At 47.0% G+C, this 19,001-nt stretch carries 18 protein-coding genes; 15 read left to right on the top strand and 3 right to left on the bottom strand.

Annotated features, from left to right (window positions below; genetic code table 11):
- Positions 1-3 precede the first annotated feature (3 nt).
- The 8 genes from fabD to GPK88_RS02685 all read left to right on the top strand — a co-directional run bounded on the left by fabD (position 4) and on the right by GPK88_RS02685 (position 7,567).
- Positions 4-924 carry an ACP S-malonyltransferase gene (fabD, locus tag GPK88_RS02720; protein WP_148446078.1) on the top strand — a complete coding sequence of 307 codons (921 nt, stop codon included), beginning with the start codon at positions 4-6 and terminating at the stop codon, positions 922-924.
- Between the two features lie 16 nt (positions 925-940).
- Positions 941-1,681, top strand: a complete 741-nt coding sequence (fabG, locus tag GPK88_RS02715; RefSeq protein WP_148446076.1) for a 3-oxoacyl-[acyl-carrier-protein] reductase — start codon at positions 941-943, stop codon at positions 1,679-1,681.
- Positions 1,682-1,706: 25 nt separating this feature from the next.
- Positions 1,707-2,948, top strand: coding sequence for a beta-ketoacyl-ACP synthase II (gene fabF, locus GPK88_RS02710; protein ID WP_173762934.1), 1,242 nt, complete (start codon positions 1,707-1,709; stop codon positions 2,946-2,948).
- 4 nt (positions 2,949-2,952) lie between these two features.
- Positions 2,953-3,456: an acetyl-CoA carboxylase biotin carboxyl carrier protein gene (gene accB / locus GPK88_RS02705; protein ID WP_148446073.1), complete on the top strand. Its 504-nt coding sequence runs from the start codon at positions 2,953-2,955 to the stop codon at positions 3,454-3,456.
- A gap of 32 nt (positions 3,457-3,488) precedes the next feature.
- Positions 3,489-3,917, top strand: coding sequence for a 3-hydroxyacyl-ACP dehydratase FabZ (gene fabZ, locus GPK88_RS02700; protein ID WP_021977160.1), 429 nt, complete (start codon positions 3,489-3,491; stop codon positions 3,915-3,917).
- A 9-nt stretch (positions 3,918-3,926) separates the two neighbouring features.
- Complete coding sequence (accC, locus tag GPK88_RS02695; RefSeq protein WP_148446071.1) at positions 3,927-5,291, top strand: acetyl-CoA carboxylase biotin carboxylase subunit; 1,365 nt, start codon at positions 3,927-3,929, stop codon at positions 5,289-5,291.
- On the top strand, positions 5,281-6,990 hold the full coding sequence (locus tag GPK88_RS02690; RefSeq protein WP_173762933.1) for an acetyl-CoA carboxylase carboxyltransferase subunit alpha: 1,710 nt from the start codon (positions 5,281-5,283) through the stop codon (positions 6,988-6,990). Before accC ends, GPK88_RS02690 begins: the two co-directional genes overlap by 11 nt.
- Before the next feature lie 136 nt (positions 6,991-7,126).
- Complete coding sequence (locus GPK88_RS02685; RefSeq protein ID WP_148446068.1) at positions 7,127-7,567, top strand: MarR family winged helix-turn-helix transcriptional regulator; 441 nt, start codon at positions 7,127-7,129, stop codon at positions 7,565-7,567.
- 100 nt (positions 7,568-7,667) lie between these two features.
- On the opposite strand, the gene GPK88_RS02680 is transcribed toward GPK88_RS02685, so the two are convergent.
- Positions 7,668-7,946, bottom strand: coding sequence for a type II toxin-antitoxin system HicB family antitoxin (locus GPK88_RS02680; RefSeq protein ID WP_148446066.1), 279 nt, complete (start codon positions 7,944-7,946; stop codon positions 7,668-7,670).
- 238 nt (positions 7,947-8,184) lie between these two features.
- On the opposite strand from GPK88_RS02680, the gene GPK88_RS02675 reads away from it, so the two are divergent.
- The 5 genes from GPK88_RS02675 to GPK88_RS02655 all read left to right on the top strand — a co-directional run bounded on the left by GPK88_RS02675 (position 8,185) and on the right by GPK88_RS02655 (position 13,640).
- Positions 8,185-8,628, top strand: a complete 444-nt coding sequence (locus tag GPK88_RS02675; RefSeq protein WP_148446064.1) for an HD domain-containing protein — start codon at positions 8,185-8,187, stop codon at positions 8,626-8,628.
- 298 nt (positions 8,629-8,926) lie between these two features.
- On the top strand, positions 8,927-9,748 hold the full coding sequence (locus GPK88_RS02670; protein ID WP_173762932.1) for an AraC family transcriptional regulator: 822 nt from the start codon (positions 8,927-8,929) through the stop codon (positions 9,746-9,748).
- On the top strand, positions 9,745-10,551 hold the full coding sequence (locus tag GPK88_RS02665) for a DNA-3-methyladenine glycosylase family protein (protein ID WP_173762931.1): 807 nt from the start codon (positions 9,745-9,747) through the stop codon (positions 10,549-10,551). Before GPK88_RS02670 ends, GPK88_RS02665 begins: the two co-directional genes overlap by 4 nt.
- Positions 10,552-10,875: 324 nt before the next feature.
- Positions 10,876-11,811, top strand: a complete 936-nt coding sequence (locus GPK88_RS02660; RefSeq protein WP_173762930.1) for an alpha/beta hydrolase — start codon at positions 10,876-10,878, stop codon at positions 11,809-11,811.
- A 17-nt stretch (positions 11,812-11,828) separates the two neighbouring features.
- Positions 11,829-13,640 (top strand): DUF6320 domain-containing protein, encoded by a 1,812-nt coding sequence (locus GPK88_RS02655; protein ID WP_173762929.1) that lies wholly within the window; start codon positions 11,829-11,831, stop codon positions 13,638-13,640.
- An 85-nt stretch (positions 13,641-13,725) separates the two neighbouring features.
- Here the strand turns inward: GPK88_RS02655 and GPK88_RS02650 are convergent, their stop codons facing one another.
- Both GPK88_RS02650 and GPK88_RS02645 read right to left on the bottom strand, forming a co-directional pair.
- Positions 13,726-14,259: a DUF3877 family protein gene (locus GPK88_RS02650; RefSeq protein WP_173762928.1), complete on the bottom strand. Its 534-nt coding sequence runs from the start codon at positions 14,257-14,259 to the stop codon at positions 13,726-13,728.
- A 57-nt stretch (positions 14,260-14,316) separates the two neighbouring features.
- Positions 14,317-14,952, bottom strand: a complete 636-nt coding sequence (locus tag GPK88_RS02645; protein ID WP_148446056.1) for an endonuclease III domain-containing protein — start codon at positions 14,950-14,952, stop codon at positions 14,317-14,319.
- Positions 14,953-15,242: 290 nt separating this feature from the next.
- On the opposite strand from GPK88_RS02645, the gene GPK88_RS02640 reads away from it, so the two are divergent.
- Positions 15,243-17,684, top strand: a complete 2,442-nt coding sequence (locus tag GPK88_RS02640) for a methyltransferase domain-containing protein (protein WP_173762927.1) — start codon at positions 15,243-15,245, stop codon at positions 17,682-17,684.
- A 4-nt stretch (positions 17,685-17,688) separates the two neighbouring features.
- Positions 17,689-18,606 (top strand): LysR family transcriptional regulator, encoded by a 918-nt coding sequence (locus tag GPK88_RS02635; RefSeq protein WP_129975116.1) that lies wholly within the window; start codon positions 17,689-17,691, stop codon positions 18,604-18,606.
- The last annotated feature ends 395 nt before the right edge of the window (positions 18,607-19,001 follow it).

Raw genomic sequence — 19,001 nt, 5'->3', positions numbered from 1 at the left:
AAAATGGGAAAAACAGCATTCATCTTCCCAGGCCAGGGCGCACAGAAAGCCGGAATGGGAAAAGATTTTTATGAGAAATACGATACTGCAAAAGAAGTTTTTGATTCGGCCAGTAAGTGGCTGGATCTGGATATGAAAGCACTCTGCTTTGAAGAAAACGACCAGCTTGATCTTACTGAGTACACACAGGCTGCGCTGGTCACCACCTGCCTTGCCATGGAAAAAGTGGTGGAGGAAATGGGACTTCATCCAGATGTAACCGCAGGGTTAAGCCTTGGTGAGTACTGTGCCATTGAGGCTGCCGGGGGCATGGATCTTAAGGACGCCATTACAACCGTCAGAAAAAGAGGAATCCTTATGGAACAGGCAGTTCCGGCAGGACAGGGAAGCATGGCGGCAGTTATGGGAATGGAAACAGAGAAGATCGAAGAAGTGCTTGCAGACATTGCAGACGTAAGTATTGCCAACTACAACTGTCCCGGCCAGATCGTGATCACAGGGCTTAGCGAAGCGGTTTCTGAAGCTTCCGAAAAGCTGAAAGCAGCCGGTGGAAGAAGGGTGATCACGTTAAATGTCAGCGGTCCGTTCCACTCTGCAATGCTTGCCACAGCAGGAAAAGAACTGGGAAAAGTTCTGGATGATATCACACTCCATGAACTTCAGATCCCCTATGTCACCAATGTGACTGCAGAATATGTGGAACATTCATCTGAAACAAAAGCACTTCTGGAAAAACAGATCTCTTCCTCTGTGCGCTGGCAGCAGAGCGTGGAAAACATGATCCGCCAGGGCGTGGATACATTCGTGGAGATCGGACCAGGAAGAACACTGGCCGGATTTATGAGAAAGATCGACAGAAATGTAAAAGTATATAACATTCAGACCGTAGAAGACGCAGAAAAAGTCTGCCAGGAACTGGTATAGATAGAAAGGAATTCATATGTCAGAGAAAAAAATCGCAGTGGTAACAGGCGGTGCACGTGGAATCGGAAAAGCCATCGCCCTGGAACTTGCAAAAGCAGGAAACCTTGTAGTGATCAATTATAACGGCTCAGAAGAAAAGGCCAGAGAAACAAAGGCAGAGATCGAGGCAGCCGGTGGTGAAGCAGATATCATGCAGTGCAATGTGGCAGATTTTGATGCATGCGAAGTTTTTTTCAAAGCCATTGCAGAAAAATATGGACGTGTTGATATTCTGGTAAACAATGCCGGGGTTACAAAAGACGGACTTCTCATGAAGATGAGCGAAGAAGATTTTTCCAGAGTTGTTGACACCAATCTGAAAGGAACGTTCAACTGCATCCGCCATGTGTCCAGAATGATGCTGAAACAGAGAAGCGGCCAGATCATCAGCCTTTCATCGGTGGTAGGCCTTCGGGGAAATGCAGGACAGGCCAACTATGCGGCATCCAAAGCAGGAATCATCGGCCTTACAAAATCCGCCGCAAAAGAGCTGGCATCCAGAGGAATCACAGTCAACGCCATTGCACCGGGATTTATCAAAACAGACATGACGGACGTGCTTTCTGACAAAGTAAAAGAAAATATTGCGGCATCCATCCCCATGGGAAGTATGGGAACTACAGAAGATGTGGCAAAAGCAGCTGCATTTCTGGCATCGGACGGTGCACGTTACATCACAGGACAGGTACTTCGCGTAGACGGCGGAATGGCAATGTAGGGAAAGTTTCCAGGAGGACAGATGGATGAAAAGACGAGTAGTAGTAACAGGACTTGGAGCAGTAACACCGATCGGAAATGATGTGGAAAGTTTCTGGAGCGGAGTAAAAGAAGGAAAAGTGGGAATCGGGCCGATCACCCGTTTTGATACAACCGGATATAAGGCAACACTGGCAGCGGAGCTGAAGGATTTTGTGGCAAAAGACCGCATGGACCCAAGAACCGCAAGAAGAATGGAGCCTTTTTCCCAGTATGCCGTAGCGGCTGCCCTGGAAGCTGTGGAACATGCAGGGCTTAAGATGGAAGAGGAAGATCCGTATATGGTAGGCGTGATCATCGGTTCCGGTGTGGGAAGCCTTCAGGCTACTGAGACAAATGAGAAGAAGCTTGTGGAAAAAGGTCCTTCAAGGGTTGATCCCCTTCTTGTTCCGAAGATGATCACAAACATGGCAGCCGGAAATGTTTCCATTGCCACTGGTGCAAAAGGAAAATGTACCAACGTGGTAACTGCATGTGCAACAGGAACACACTGTATCGGAGATGCGTTCCGCGCCATCCAGTACGGCGATGCGGACGTGATGCTTGCAGGCGGTACAGAAGGAGCCATCTGCCCCATCGGAATCGCAGGATTTGCAAGCCTTACTGCACTGAGCACAAGTGAGGACCCGCTGCGCGCTTCTATTCCTTTTGACAAAGACAGAGGCGGTTTTGTTATGGGTGAGGGCGCAGGTGTGGTTGTTCTGGAAGAGCTGGAACATGCGAAAAAGAGAAACGCCCATATCCTGGCAGAAGTTGTGGGATACGGCGCAACTGCAGATGCTTTTCATATCACATCTCCGGCTGAGGACGGAAGCGGCGCTGCCCGTGCCATGGAAAATGCCATGAAAGAAGCTGGTGTTTCCCCAGAAGAAGTGGACTACATCAACGCCCATGGAACCGGAACCCATCACAATGACTTGTTTGAGACAAGAGCCATCAAACTTGCATTTCAGGATGCGGCAAAAAAAGTGAAGATCAACTCCACAAAATCCATGGTAGGACATCTTCTGGGAGCAGCAGGAGCTGTTGAATTTATCGTATGCGTGAAATCCATTCTGGACGGCTTTATCCACCAGACAGTGGGAACAAAAGAGACAGAGGAAGAGCTGGATCTCAACTATATGATCGGCGCTCCGGCAGAACAGGAAGTGCGCTATGCAATGAGCAATTCCCTTGGCTTTGGAGGACACAACGGAACATTGCTTGTAAAGAAGTATGAGGAGGAGTGAAATCATGGAATTTAACCAGATCCTTGAACTGATCGATCACGTATCGGCATCAGAACTTACCGCTTTTACTTACGAGACAGCAGATCTGACTTTGAGCATGGAACACGGAAAACCACAGGTTATCCAGGGTGTTATGGGGGAAACTGTGGAAAACATTCCGGCAGCAGGAATGGCCGGTGGAAAAGATGCAACAGAAACACAGGCAGTGAATACTGCATCCGCACAAAGCACTGAGCAGTCAAAACCCGCACCGCAGAAATCAGACGACCAGACCGGCAGCCTGGTAACTTCTCCTCTGGTAGGAACCTTCTACGCAGCACCGTCCCAGGATCTTCCGCCTTACGTTCAGGTAGGAGATAAGGTAAAAAAAGGCCAGGTTCTTGCAATTGTGGAAGCCATGAAACTGATGAATGAGATCGAAAGTGATTTTGACGGCGAGATCGTAGAGATCTATGTGGAAAACGGACAGCCGGTGGAATACGGCCAGAAACTTTTCCGCATCAAATAAAATTTTTCGAAGCCTTTCAGGAGGATAAATAAATGAAACATCTTGATGTAAAACAGATCGAAGAGATCATTCCGCACAGACATCCGTTTCTGCTTGTGGACTATATCGAAGATTATGAACCGGGAGAGTTTGCCGTTGGATATAAATGTGTGACTTTCCGCGAGGACTTTTTCCGTGGACATTTTCCCAAGGAGCCGGTAATGCCAGGTGTCCTTATGGTGGAGGCACTGGCCCAGGTTGGCGCGGTAGCCATCCTTTCCCTGGAGGATATGAAGGGAAAAACTGCTTATTTCGGCGGCATCAACAAGTGCAAATTCCGCAGAAAAGTAGTTCCGGGAGACAAGCTCCGTCTTGAGACAAAAATCATCCGCAGAAAGGGCCCTGTGGGAATCGGTTCCGCAGTGGCATCTGTAGACGGAGAAGTTGCCGTAGAGGCAGAACTTACATTTATGATCGGGTAAGGTGATTGTATGATTCGAAAGTTACTGATTGCCAACAGAGGCGAGATCGCGGTGCGTATTATCCGTGCCTGCAGGGAAATGGGAATTGCAACGGTAGCGGTTTATTCCGAGGCAGATGAGGAAAGTCTTCATACGCAGCTGGCAGACGAAGCAATCTGCATCGGGCCGGGACCTTCCGCACAGAGTTATCTGAATATGGAGCAGATCATCAGCGCAACCATGGTTTCCGGTGCGGATGCGATCCATCCGGGCTTTGGTTTTCTTTCCGAAAACGCCAGATTTGCGGAGCTCTGCGAAAAATGCGGAATTACATTTGTAGGACCACCATCAAAGGTTATCCGCATGCTTGGCAACAAAAAGATTGCAAGAAGCACCATGATCGCGGCGGGTGTTCCGGTAGTTCCAGGCAGTGAAGGGGATGTGGAAGATATTGAAACCGGTCTTAAAGAGGCAGAGCGCATCGGCTATCCGGTGATTATCAAGGCAGCTCTTGGTGGCGGTGGAAAAGGCATGCGCGTGGCAAATACACCGGAGGAATTTCCGGAGGCCTACGCAACAGCCAGAAAAGAGTCCGAGATCGCTTTTGGCGACGGTACCATGTACATTGAACATTTTGTGGTAAATCCGCGACATATTGAATTTCAGATCCTTGCAGACAGTCAGGGAAATGTAATCCATCTGGGAGAACGTGACTGCTCTATCCAGAGAAATCATCAGAAGATGATCGAGGAATCCCCAAGCGCCGCAGTTTCACCAAAACTGAGGGAAAAAATGGGACATGCGGCAGTGACAGCGGCAAAAGCAGCCGGTTATGTAAATGCAGGAACCATCGAATTTCTTCTGGAACCGGATGGAAAATTCTGGTTTATGGAGATGAATACAAGGATCCAGGTAGAGCATCCGGTGACAGAGTGGGTGACGGGGATTGATCTTGTAAAAGAACAGCTGAAAATCGCTTCCGGAATGCCTCTCGAGATCTCGCAGAGCGATGTCCGGATTATGGGACACGCCATCGAGTGCAGGATCAACGCCGAGAATCCTCAGAAAAATTTCCGACCTTCACCGGGAACCATTCAGGGAGCGCATTTTCCGGGAGGAAACGGGATCCGTGTGGATACCTGCGTGTACAACGGATGCAAGATCCCGCCGTATTATGATTCCATGCTTGCCAAACTGATTGTCCATGCGGACAGCCGTAAGGCGGCCATTGCAAAAATGCAGAGTGCCCTTGGTGAGGTGATCATTGACGGAATTGATACAAACATTGATTACCAGTATGAGATTTTGAAAAATGAGGATTATCAGTCCGGAAACTTTGACACTGGCTTTCTGGCAAGCCATACCATTGCGGGAGTGAAGATCAATGAGAATTAAGCATATGTTCAAAAAAACAGTCCGGGATATCCGCGGTGAGGAGCATGAAAACACTCCGGAGGTGCCGGATAACCTGATGCGTAAATGCAATGCCTGCAAAGCAGCGGTTTTTGTAGATGAGGTAAAACAGAATCATTATATCTGTCCACACTGCGGAAATTATTTTCATGTACCTGCCTACCGGCGGATCAAAATGATCGCAGACAGAAAAAGCTTCGTGGAGTGGGACGCCCATATGGAAGAAGGAAATCCCCTTCAGTACAAAGGGTATGAAGAAAAACTTCGTGCTCTCCGCGAAAAGACAGGGCTTGATGAAGCTGTGGTCACCGGCAAGTGTACCATAAAAGGGACACCAGTGGCTCTTGGTGTCTGTGACTGCCGTTTCATGATGTCCAGTATGGGAGAGATCGTAGGGGAAAAGATCACCCGGGTTTTTGAACGTGCCACGGAGGAACAGCTTCCGGTGATCCTTTACATCTGTTCCGGCGGTGCCAGAATGCAGGAAGGTCTGGTATCTTTGATGCAGATGGCAAAAACCAGCATGGCGATCCGGAAACACAGCGATGCAGGCCTTCTCTATGTGCCGGTTCTTACAGACCCGACAACAGGTGGCGTGACGGCAAGCTTTGCCATGCTGGGAGATATTATCCTGGCAGAGCCAAAAGCACTGATCGGATTCGCCGGCCCCAGAGTCATCGAGCAGACCATCGGCCAGAAACTTCCAAAGGGATTCCAGAGAGCGGAGTTTCTTCTGGAGCATGGCTTTGTGGATAAGATCGTGGAGCGTGAGGAACAGAGGATCGTGCTGGCGGATATCCTGAAGTTACATGAAAATAAAGTACGGGATAATGGACAGTCCGATAAAACGGACAGAGATATCGGGAATACAATCTGGCCGGAATTTGTCCCATCAGGAAATTACACCCCCTGGGAACATGTCCAGCTTGCCAGGGGCAAAACACGACCCACAGGAAAAGACTACATCGAAGCAATCTTTGATGATTTTATGGAATTTCACGGAGACCGTCACTGCGGCGATGACCCGGCAGTGATCGGCGGTGTGGCGTTTTTCCATGGACAGCCGGTGACAGTTCTCGCTCAGGAAAAAGGTGAAGGAACAAAGGAAAACATTGCCCGGAATTTCGGAATGGTTTCCCCGGAAGGTTACTGGAAATCCCTGCGTCTGATGCAGCAGGCGGAGAAGTTTCACAGACCGGTGATCTGCCTTGTGGATACGCCGGGTGCATTCTGCGGTCTGGAAGCAGAAGAACGCGGACAGGGAGAAGCCATTGCAAAAAATCTCTACACACTGGCAGGTCTTACAGTTCCGGTACTTTCCATTGTGATCGGAGAAGGCGGAAGTGGCGGTGCCCTCGCCCTTGCAGTGGCAGATGAAGTATGGATGCTGGAGCATTCCGTATATTCCATACTGTCCCCGGAGGGCTTCGCTTCCATTCTCTGGAAAGACAGCAAAAAGGCGAAAGAAGCCGCCGCAGTGATGAAACTTACTGCCGCGGATCTTTACCAGATGGGAATGATCGAGCATGTGATCCCGGAAACAGAGCCTGTAAATCGTGAGAATATAAACGATGCAACGGCTTATCTGGAAAATGGAATTGTAGATTTTCTTGAGAAATATGGACAGAAAAAAACGGAAAAGCTTTTGGAACATCGCTATGAACGTTTCCGTAAAATGTAGAAATTATGAGCGCAGTGATTTTGTATCCGCCAAAGCAAAAATCCAGTGGAAAAAATCCCATATTTATGTTACGATGGCTTCATAAACAGAGAACCGGAGAAGCTTTTTTGCTCCGGAGAAACAGGAGCGGGTTAGAGTGGACAATCGGGAAGTTATAAATGACGTGCTGGTGAATCTGTTCAACGAGATCCTTCGGCTGGAGGAAGAAGCCATCATCACAGATAAATATAAAGATATTTCCAACAATGATATGCACATTATCGAGGCAGTAGGCCTTGGCGGAGGGAATATGTCTTCCATCGCGGCCAAGCTGAAGATCACCGTAGGCTCCCTCACAACATCCATGAACAGCCTTGTAAAGAAGGGCTATGTGAAGAGAGAGCGAAGTGAGAAGGATCGACGTGTGGTATTTATTCAGCTTACCAACAAAGGACGTATGGCATATCACCATCATGCGGAATTCCACAGGCAGATGACAGAAGCAGTGCTTGAGGAGCTCAATGAGGATGAGACAGAAGTACTGGTAAAAGCGCTGGACGGACTGCGTAAGTTTTTCAGACAGTATCATGAACAATAAAGAAGCAGATAATAAAAAGCATCAGGATCAGTAACAAAAAGCAGTTACCGATTCTGATGCTTTTGCATACAAATGATATTTTTTGCCCGAAGAGAGATCTTTATTCGTCCCATCCATCCTGGAAGCGGATATTTACAGAGATATTGCGGACAACATCACCTTCCTGAAGATCCAGATCGCTCTCATCGGAAACAGGAGGAAGTTTTCCCTCAAATTCCATAAGCTCTGTGTAGATCCAGTCATATGCGGCAGCATTGGCATTTTCGATGGCGTCGTCCAGTGTGTCGCCCTGGGCCTCACAACAGGCAAGATCCGGGAAAAAAGCGTTGTATTTTTTGTCCTCTGTAGGACGGAAAACTGCGGGATATATAAATTTCATTGGTAAGATTCCTTTCTGTATTACCACCGGAACAGTGGTGGTTTGCTCATTTAAAAGTAAGTATATACCAATTTCAGAATGAGGGCAAGGGAATACTATAATCAGAAAATTGTCGCATATAAGTAAAAATGATAGATATATAAAACTTTTTGTCCTTGTGTGAAAGACATATAGATGCTATACTGTGTTGTACAGAGTACGGAACGGCGGTTCGAAAGACCCAACGGGAGGCGCGGTTATGATTTATACAGCTTTGACGAAAAAAGCTATGAAGGTGGCATACGAGGCACATCATGGACAGACAGATCGAAGCGGGACACCTTATATTTTTCATCCATTTCATGTAGCGGAGCAGATGGATGATGAACTCAGTGTATGTACAGCACTTCTTCACGATGTGGTAGAAGATACGGCAATCACATTTGAAGATCTTACCGGAGAATTTCCGGAAGAAGTTGTGGAGGCCTTACGTTATCTTACAAGAGATAAGAGTATGAATTATTTCGACTATATCCGGAATCTCCGGAAAAATCCAATTGCAAAAAAAGTGAAGCAGGCTGATCTGCTCCACAATTCTGATGTAACACGTCTTTCTGACTGCGAAAATATATCTGCTGAACAGATATCACGTCTGCATGGAAGATATAAACGGGCATTGGAGATTCTTCATGATGCCAGGTGATATTATTTTCGCACAAGTCATTTATTGACCTTTATTCAGTTTTTTTCATGTGTATGATCCACACAAAATATCCGTGACTTCAGATATTATTGTGGATCTTCTTAGCGGAAGCTGTATGGGTATCTTGCGTAAATGTCCATGTAGCACTCCATTGCATATTTGATAAAGTCTTTGATTTTTCTCATTTTGTTTTCCTCCTCTTTTCTTTAACTTACAAATGCATTATAATAAACTCTCGGAAATATTACGTGCCAAAAACACAGAAAAAGTAGTCAAATCTTGCGGGAGAGAAGAATCCATGTTTCCAGTATACGAAGAAAAAAAGAAGAATCTCCATATTCATCTGCGGACCTCTGCCCATGCTTCGCCTCATCTTCATAATTCCATAGAGTTTATCTATATCACAGAGGGAACCCTGGAACTTGGGATGGGACAGGAGCTTTTTCATATGGAAGAGGGAGATTTTGCGGTGATTTTTCCCGATGTGATCCATCATTATCAGGTATTTTCTCCCGGAGAAAACAGGGCAGTGTATCTCTGGGCGAAACCTGCGCTGACTGGTCAGTTTGCGGATATCATTCAGAACAGCTGCCCGGAAGATCCGGTCATAAAAAAGGAGCAGGTTCACCGGGATATCGTCAATGCAGTGCAATGTCTCCGGGCCAACCGGAAAGAAGAGGGAAAAAACCTTGTGGTGGAGCAGGCTTACGTACAGATCCTTCTGGCAAGAAGTATTTCCTGCTTCCATATGATGGAAAAGAGCAGTGTGGAGAGTAACGATATCATCTATCAGACAGTATCCTATATAGCTAGACATTTCAGGGAGGAAGTGTCCCTGGATCGGATGGCCAGAGATCTTGGAGTCAGCAAGTTTACACTGTCCAGAGTTTTTTCCGGAACTTTTCACCGGAATTTTAATCAGTTTCTCAATGAACAGCGACTGAATTATGTGACGGTACATCTGGAATGCACGGATGAGAGTATTACAGACATCTGTATGAATGCAGGATTTGAAAGCCAGAGAACTTTTAACCGTGTATTCCGGGAAAGGTATCGGATGACTCCGAGAGAATACCGGACATTATATAAAGAAAAATACTTACGAGAGGAACCAACATGATCACAGTAGAGCTGGAACATTTCAGCCTTGACAAAATATGCGATTCCGGGCAGTGTTTCCGGATGAAGAAACTTGGAGATGGACATTTTTCCATGGTTGCGGGAGATCAGTATCTGGAAATGTATCAGAAAGGCGGAGTAGTGGATTTTTACTGCTCCCAGGAGGAATTCATCTGTTACTGGGTGATGTATTTTGACCTGGATACAGACTATGAAACTTATATGAAGGCAGCAAATCCCCGGGATAAATATCTGGGTGCTGCAATCGAAGCAGGAGACGGGATCCGGATATTAAGGCAGGATCTCTGGGAAATGATCGTCACGTTTCTGATCTCCCAGCAGAATAACATCAAACGTATCCGAAAATGTATCGAGACAATCTGCCGGAAATATGGCGAACGGAAGATTTCAGCAACAGGTGTGGAATATTATGCGTTTCCAACCGTAGCGGCATTAAGCCGGGCGACGGAAGAAGAATTACGAGGATGCGGCCTTGGATATCGGGCAAAATATATTGCAGTAACAGCCGGAACCATTGCATCCGGCGAGATCTCTCTGGAAAAAATCTATGATATGCGTTACCCTGCGGCAAAAAAAGAACTGATGAAACTCTGTGGTGTTGGTGAAAAAGTAGCGGAATGCATCTGTCTGTTTGCACTGCATCATATGGATGCTTTTCCCATAGATACCCATATCCGCCAGGTCATGGATGTACATTATAAAAGAGGATTTCCAAACCGCAGATATAAGGGAATGCGTGGAATTATGCAGCAGTATATTTTTTACTACGACTTGTACTCATAAGCTGCGGATGCTATCATAGGTGAAAACAAAGGAAAAATTCGCGGAGGTGAGAAAGCGATCAGAAAGTATTTACTGCGACTGAGACGACCACGTATAAAAAAGAAAGAAAACAGTTATTACATCCGGGGATATAAGGGGACGGAAGTAATTATCCGTACGGATCATGAAATTCTGAAAAGGATTGCCTACAGGCGCACCTGTGTGAAACATGTCTGCATTTCCGGAAAGTATGAAACTGAAACAAAATATATCTATACCAGAAAAGAAAACAGAAGAAGCCGCCAGATCATAATTCCCGGTGTTCCTGCCAGAAGGGATACTGTTATGCCACGTGCTGTGCGGACAGTTCTCCATGCCCTTTCTTATGGTGGAATAGAAGTAGATGCTTCCAGAAAACTGGCAGATATCAAAAAGATGGATCCTATGAGGATTTTTTACAAAACGCTGGATGCGGAGGTTTATAATGGAGACTACAAAGTGCCGATCCGTCTGTTTTTCCCAACGGAAGAAGCCATGGAAAATGGTGCCGCCTCCGGTAAAAAACCTCCGGTGATCCTGTTTTTCCATGGTGGTGGCTGGGTGACAGAAAGTGTGGAAAATTACCAGCGGGTATGTGCCAGAATGGCGCAGTCCACCGGCCAGATCGTGGCTTCGGTAGAGTACAGGCTGGCACCGGAATATCGTTTTCCGGTGGGGCTGATGGACTGCTATGCGGCAGCGAAGGCTTTTTATACCAACTGTTTTCTTCTGAATACCGATTCGGATCGTATCACCATTATGGGAGACAGTGCCGGTGGAAATCTTGCTGCGGCCGTGTGTATGATGGCCAGAGACCGGGGAGAATTTTATCCGAAAAAACAGATTCTGATCTATCCGGCGCTGAACAACTGTTATACAGAAAAGTCGCCTTTTGAATCTGTAAAAACAAACGGGACCGGTTATCTTCTCACAGCAGAGAAGATGGAAGATTATCTGAAGCTTTATGAGAGCTGTCCGGAAGACAGAAACAATCCGTATTTTGCGCCGATTTTGGAGAAAGATCTCCGAAATATGCCGGATACACTGATTCTTACCGCGGAGTTCGATCCTCTCCGTGATGAAGGAGAGGCATTTGGTGAACGCTTAAAAGCAGCAGGGAATCGTGTGGAAGTACACAGAATCGCAGGTGCCTTTCACGGGTATTTTGCACTGGGAATCAAATTTCTGCATGTGCAGGAGAGCTTTGCATATGTAAACCGTTTCCTGGAAGCAGAAGAGTAGGAAGAAGGAAAAAAATCATGAAGAACGAATATGCACAGTGGAGAAAACTGGATAATGCGGCACTGGCGTTCCCGGCGGTGACAGGAAAAAATGACACCAGGGTATTTCGTTTTTACTGTGAACTGAAAGAAGAGATAAATGAAGAAACGTTGCAGAAAGCACTGGACCGTACCCTGGAAAAATATCCTCTTTTCCGGGCGGTTTTAAGAAAGGGACTGTTCTGGTTTTATCTGGAGAGGCGTGATATTCCAGCAATAGTAAAGAAAGAAACAGGTGCTCCCTGCAGCGGACTTTACATTCCGGACAAAAAAACACTTCTTTTTCGGGTGAGTTACCATAAGAACCGGATCAATTTCGAGGTATTTCATGCGCTGACAGATGGAACTGGAGCCATGCATTTCCTGATGGAACTTGTAAAAGATTATCTTCAGGAGGCACATCCGGAGGAAGAACTTCCGGAGCTTTTTCCGGATGAAAACATTACGGGAGGAGATATGGAAGAGGACAGTTTTTCCCAGTATTATTCCTCAGATGCTCCAAGAAAGAGAGAGTCCAAGAAGCCGGCCTTTCAGCTGAAAGGTGAGAAACTCAGACAGGAAGATATGAGCATCACGGAAGTCTGCATTCCGGTGCGTGAGATCCACGCCCGGGCAAAAGCGGCCGGTGTGTCGATCACGGTTTTTCTTACGGCGGCTCTTATCTGGGCGATCCATGAAGAGGTACCCCAGAATCAGGCGAAAAAGCCCATTGGTCTTATGATCCCGGTAAATTTAAGGAACTATTTTCCGTCCCAGTCCATGGCGAATTTTTTCGGGTGGATCGAGATCAGCTGTTATTTTTCTGCGGAGACGACTTTTGAGGATATTCTGGAATCCGTAAAGGAGCAGTTTGCAAAAGAACTGAGTAAAGATGTGATCGAGGCGAAACTGAATGATCTGGTAAGCCTGGAAAAGAATCCGATCCTGCGTCTGGTGCCGCTGGAGATCAAAACGCCGTTCCTTCTTGCAGGGACAACGCTTGGCGGAAGGTCTATTACAGCAATCTATTCCAATGTGGGAATTATCCGGATGCCGGAGGAATACCGGAAATACATTCAGAGATTCGGACTTTTTGCAAGTACGGACAGCCTGCAGCTGTGCTCCTGTTCTTTTGGGGATGAGATGGTTTTAAGTTTTTCGTCCAAGATTCCCAATGGAAATATTGAGCGGAATTTTGTGGAGAAGCTGAAAAAAGAGCAGGTGTCCTGTGAGATCCGGGAGAATGATTTTCCGGGACAGAAAGAGGAGCGGAAAGCTCCGGCGAAGCTTTTTGAGAGTTTTACGTTTCTCTGTATTGTGCTGGCTGTGGTATGTAATCTGATCGATTATCTGGTGGACGGTCATATGGGATGGGCCTGGTTTGTGACTGCCGGAGCGTTCTGTACCTGGCTGATGGTTTCGGTGGCTTATGTGAAGCGGCGTAATCTATTGAAGAATGAAATGTGGCAGCTGGTGATCGTAACGGTGGCAGGTGTGCTGTGGGATGTGTTTACCGGCTGGCGGGGCTGGTCCGTGGATTATCTGCTTCCTTTGGCAGCTCTTGCGGTGATCTGCTCTATGTGGGTGATCACAGCGGCACAGAAGCTGGAAGTTGCAGAATATATGATCTATCTTCTGGAAGCGGGAGCTTTCGGTGTGGTGATCCCATTGATCCTTTTGGCCACCGGTGTGGTGAATGTTCTGTATCCGTCTCTGATCTGTGTCTGCGTCAGCTTCCTGATGCTTGTCTGGCTGTTTCTGTTTAAGCGGAAAGATATGGTCCGGGAGATGCAGAAGAAGTTCCGGGTGTAGAGAATAAAAAGAACCGTCGGTTTACAGAAGATTTTTTTGAAAATCTGTCTGCAGACCGGCGGTTTTTTATAATGCTGTTCGGATATCAGAACCCAAAGTCCTCATAATCCTCCGGTGTGAACTTATGATAGATCATATGTTCACCTTCCAGGGACAGGCAGTACCGGTAGTCGTCCGGGATTCCGTCTTCGAAATATACGAGATAATCAAATCCGGTGCCGGTTGTTTTTTCCATATGCACATGGTCGGAATAAGCATGAAAAACGTCCATCACTTCATCCAGAGTACAGCCGTGACGGGCAACAGTACTTATAAAGCGTACCAGAAATTCACTTGGTTTCCGGTTCTCGTGAACATAATCGGATGCCTGTGGCGGCAGAGTGATGCAGAAACGTTCGTTTTTGGAAGAAGCTTTTACTTTTCCAAGGCGGTCACAGGCATAATCGGAGAATTCTTCCATTGCGTGCTGCATTTCTTCTTCCGTAAGCTCAGTACCGAGAAGACGGTTCAGAGACTGCAGCGGATAATAAAAACGGGTAACTCCGCTCATATATCCGATCTTTACCTGCTGTTCCTGGATCATATCCAGGAGATTATTTTCCAGTTTTTTAAAATTCATAATGTTGTCCTTTCCGGGGTCTGAATGTCCGTTTTATTGTACTTTACATATCGCATATCAGATCCCATTTTTTTCACATATATCATTAAGACAGCAGCGGTCACAGTAAGGCTTTGTCCGTGCTGTACAGACTTCTCTTCCGTGGTTTACAAGGCGGTGGCAGAGATCGTTGCCTTCTTCCGGAGGAATGATCTTCCAGAGTGCCATTTCCACCTTTTTCGGATCTTTTGTGTCATGGACAAGACCGATGCGGTTGGAAAGACGGATGCAGTGGGTATCTGTCACAATGGCAGGCTTGCCAAATACGTCACCCATGATCAGGTTTGCGCTTTTGCGGCCCACACCCGGAAGTTTCAGAAGTGCGTTAAAGTCTTCTGGAACTTTGTCGTGATACTGTTCGTGGAGGATACGCATGCAGGCGCTGATGTCCCGGGCTTTGCTTTTTCCAAGGCCGCAGGGACGTACGATTGCTTCGATATCTTCCGGTTCCGCGGCTGCCAGGGCTGCCACATCCGGGTATTTTGCGTAGAGATCCTGAACCACCACATTGACCCGGGCATCGGTACACTGGGCTGCCAGGCGGACACTTACAAGAAGTTTCCAGGCATCATCATAATCCAGAGTACAGTCTGCGTCCGGATACTCTTTTTTTAAACGGCTGATGACTTCATAAGCCAGTTCCTGTGTTGTCATTTGTATATAAACCATCCTTTCGATTTCGATGTATTGAGATTTTTACTGTTGCCCTGATGCAGCGAATGCAGATCGCCAATATCCGCTTGATTTTCAGGGATCATTACTGAATTACTACAGGTAGGATGATACCACAGCATCTGGAGAATTACAACGGCAATCCCCCCCAGGGGCTTGTTAAAACCCTGACAATTTGGTACATTAAACATAACCTATGGGGGTATGAAAAAGTTAGGAAAACCTTACCAGATCAGGCCCCCACATAAATAAAAAAGCGCGGAGGAATCAACGTGGAAAAACTTCTCGACGAAATCGAATCTTACTGGAGCACCCGTACAGAAGGGTACTCCGAAGTGAATCATAAAGAGCTTGCGGGAACCCAGAAAAACGCATGGCTTAAGGTGCTGACCAGCCAGTTTCCGGACAAACCCAAGGAAGAGATCCGTATCCTGGATATCGGAACAGGCCCCGGATTTTTTCCTGTGATCCTGGCAGAAGCCGGATATCACGTGGATGCAGTGGATTACACCGAAGGAATGCTGGAAAAGGCAAAGGAAAATGCGGGAGAACTTTGCCAGAACATTCGTTTCCAGCGGATGGATGCACAGAAACTGGAATTTGCGGATAATACCTTTGACGTGGTCATTTCCCGAAATCTCACCTGGAATCTGGAGCATCCGGATGTTGCCTACAGGGAATGGGTCCGTGTGCTGAAAGCAGGCGGAAAACTTCTGAATTTTGACGCTAACTGGTACGGCTATCTCTATGAGGAAGAGCAGCGGAAAGCCTACGAAAACGACCGGAAAAATGTGGAAAACAACAGCCTGGATGATCACTATCTCTGTACGGATATTGAGCGCATGGAGCGGATCGCCCTCCAGGTACCGCTGTCAAAGATCAGTCGTCCCCAGTGGGATGTAAAAACTCTCAGAGAAGCAGGACTTCTGGGGATCCATACCGATACGGAAATCTGGAAAACAGTCTGGAGTGAGGAGGAGAGACTGAATTATCAGTCCACACCAATGTTTATGGTAACCGGCGTAAAACCGGATCATTTCCTGAATCTTCCGGTTGCGGCAGGAGAAAAAACAGAAGGCTTTCTTGAGCTCGGAGATGGAGAATTTGTCCTTCCTGCAACCATCATCCGTGGAAAAGATCCTGGAAAAACCGTTCTCGTCACAGCAGGACTTCATGCAGGAGAATATGTAGGAATCCAGACCCTGATCGAGCTGTCCAAAAAACTGAATCCGGAAAAAGTCAACGGACAGCTTATTCTGGTAAAAGTACTGAACAGGGAAGACTTTGAGAAACGAGCAGGCAGCATCAGCTGGGAAGACGGAAAAAATCTGAACCGCGTTTTCCCAGGCAAAAAAGACGGCACAAGAATGGAGCGTCTGGCAGCTGCCATCACAGAATCCCTGATCAAAAAAGCAGATTATTATATCGATCTCCACGGTGGTGACGATTATGAGGAACTGACTCCGTATGTATATTTTGCAGGCGTTGCAAAACCGGAGATCATGGAAGCATCCCGAAAAATGGCAGAGCAGGTAGATGTCCCATATATGGTACAGTCAAATGTAAGCACAGGCGGCGCCTACAATTACGCGGCAAGTACCTGTGACATTCCGGCAGTCCTTCTGGAACGTGGCTGCATGGGAACCTGGGAGCGTGAAGAAGTGGATTCCATGCGTCGCGATGTGCGAAACATTCTCTGCAGCATCGGAGCTTACAACGGAATCCGTTCTCACAGTACCTACTATCCGCTGAAAATGGATGATGTCCGCTATCAGTGTGCCAGCGTCAACGGCCTCTGGTACCCGGTGAAAAAACCAGGAGATATCATTCACAGGGACGAGTATCTTGGCGAGATCCGTGATTATGAGGGAAATGTTCAGGAAATCTGCCGTGCGGATATGGACGGTGTGATTCTTTATCAGGTATCCAGTCTTCAGGTTGTGGAAGGCGGCCCTGTGATCACCTACGGAAATATCGTAAGAGAAAAAGATGAGCGTAAAACAAGGATCGCCCAGTACTGGACCAGGCGCAGCGACAGCTTTCTGGAACAGAGAAGAGCGGAACTTCACAGCGCCCTTGCAGGCAGATGGATGACCGAGCTTAAGAAGCACCTGCCGGAGAAAAAGAATCTCAGGATCCTGGATGTGGGATGCGGAACCGGATTTTTCACCATTCTTCTTGCAAAAGAAGGCCATCAGGTAACCGGAATCGACCTGACACCGGATATGATCACTCATGCAAAGGAGCTGGCTGAGGAAGAAAAAGCAGACTGTCAGTTTGCAGTCATGGATGCGGAAAACCCGGATTTCCCGGATGAGGAATTTGACGTGATCGTATCACGAAACCTTACCTGGACACTTCCGGACGCGGAGCATGCTTATCAGGAATGGTTCCGTGTACTGAAACCGGGCGGAGTGATGATAAATCTGGATGCAAACTACGGAGCAGCAGACTTTGCGGACACTGCGGATCTTCCGGAGAATCATGCCCATCATCAGATCCAGGATGAGCTAATGCAGGAATGCGAGGATATCAAACGCCAGCTTCCGATCAGTTCTTTCCTGCGCCCGGCATGGGATCTGGAAACACTGGGACGTATGGGTGTGGAAGAATTTTCCTTTGATCTTGGCATCAGTAAGCGTATTTATATCGAAAAAGACGAGTTTTACAATCCGACCCCGATGTTTCTGATCTTTGCAAAGAAACAGGGGTAGGATTATGCTGAATATCAAACAGATCCAGTACTTTGCGGCCTGTGCCAAAACAGGCTCCTTCAGCCAGGCAGCAGAACTGCTTTTTACCACGCAGTCAAATGTAAGCAAGGTGATCCGTTCCATGGAAGACGATATGCGTACCCAGCTGTTTGTCCGTCATGCAAAGGGCATAGAGCTGACACTGGAAGGAGAGCGTGCATATATCCATGTGCAGAGGATCCTGGAAAATATAGATGAACTGGAAATGCAGGCACAGCCACTTGCAAAAAGCAGCCTGTGTGTATGCTTTCATCCCAGCTCCTGGTTTGCGGATATCTTCGTAACGTATTATGAAGCACATAAGTGCGATGATCTTCATTATCAGGTTTACGCAGCAGATACCCATGAGATCATAAAACGTGTGAAAGGCAGACAGGATGATATGGGATTCGCCTATGTGATGCAGAATCAGCTGGCAGCATTCCAGTATTTTCTTTCCCGAAATTACCTGGAATTTGAGCTGCTGACGGAAACCGAGGTAAATATTTATACCGGGAAAGGGAAAGCAGATACAGCAGATGAGGGAGATTTTAATATGTCCCAGCTCAGGCTGATCCAGAGATTTCCCGATGAATTTTCCCCGGATAATTACCGGAACCTTGTAGAGGAAAACGGTCATTCCGCAGTGGAGGCGGAGACAGTAGTCGTAACAAACAGTGATTATATCGTGGAACGTCTTCTTGGTTCCGGAGAGCTGTGTAATATCAGCGGTGCGGATCTTTCCGGCCGTGATCCGGGATATTCCTCCGTGAAATATACATTTCCGGGAGAAGGCCAGAAACTTGTTTACGGGTGCATCTGCCGGAGAGGTGAAGAGCTCAGTGAACAGGGAAAGGATTTTCTGGGATTCGTGAAGGAAAGACTTCAGATTTCCGGGAAGTGATAAAAGAATAAAGCAAAAGACCAGACGGGATTTTTCTGCACGGGACACAGGTTCCTGATACAGAAAAGTCTCGTTTTTTATATGGAATATACATCCATGCCAAACCCGACTGTCCAATATCCCCGTACCGGGGTTGTCCGAAAGCTGTTAAATGATAAAATAATATCAGCAGCACACTCCGCGTGCTGAACATAAAAACACTGTGATGCACATAACCTCCGCGCACTCCTATTTGTGCATACAAATGTTTTGTCGAATAATAACACGACCCTTTCAAAAGCAGTTATGGCTTTGGATGCCATAACTGCTTTTGAAATATGAACACAAATCGTTTCACGATTTGTGTTCATGAGCATGCAGCAGAGCGGAATGCGAATGTCTGCCTTACTGTCTTA

Origin of the sequence: Blautia sp. MCC269 (genome assembly GCF_018785655.1) — a bacterium.
Lineage (GTDB): Bacteria > Bacillota > Clostridia > Lachnospirales > Lachnospiraceae > Blautia_A.
The sequence above is the reverse complement of the archived record's forward strand: the minus strand, read 5'-3'. Positions and strand labels throughout refer to the sequence as shown.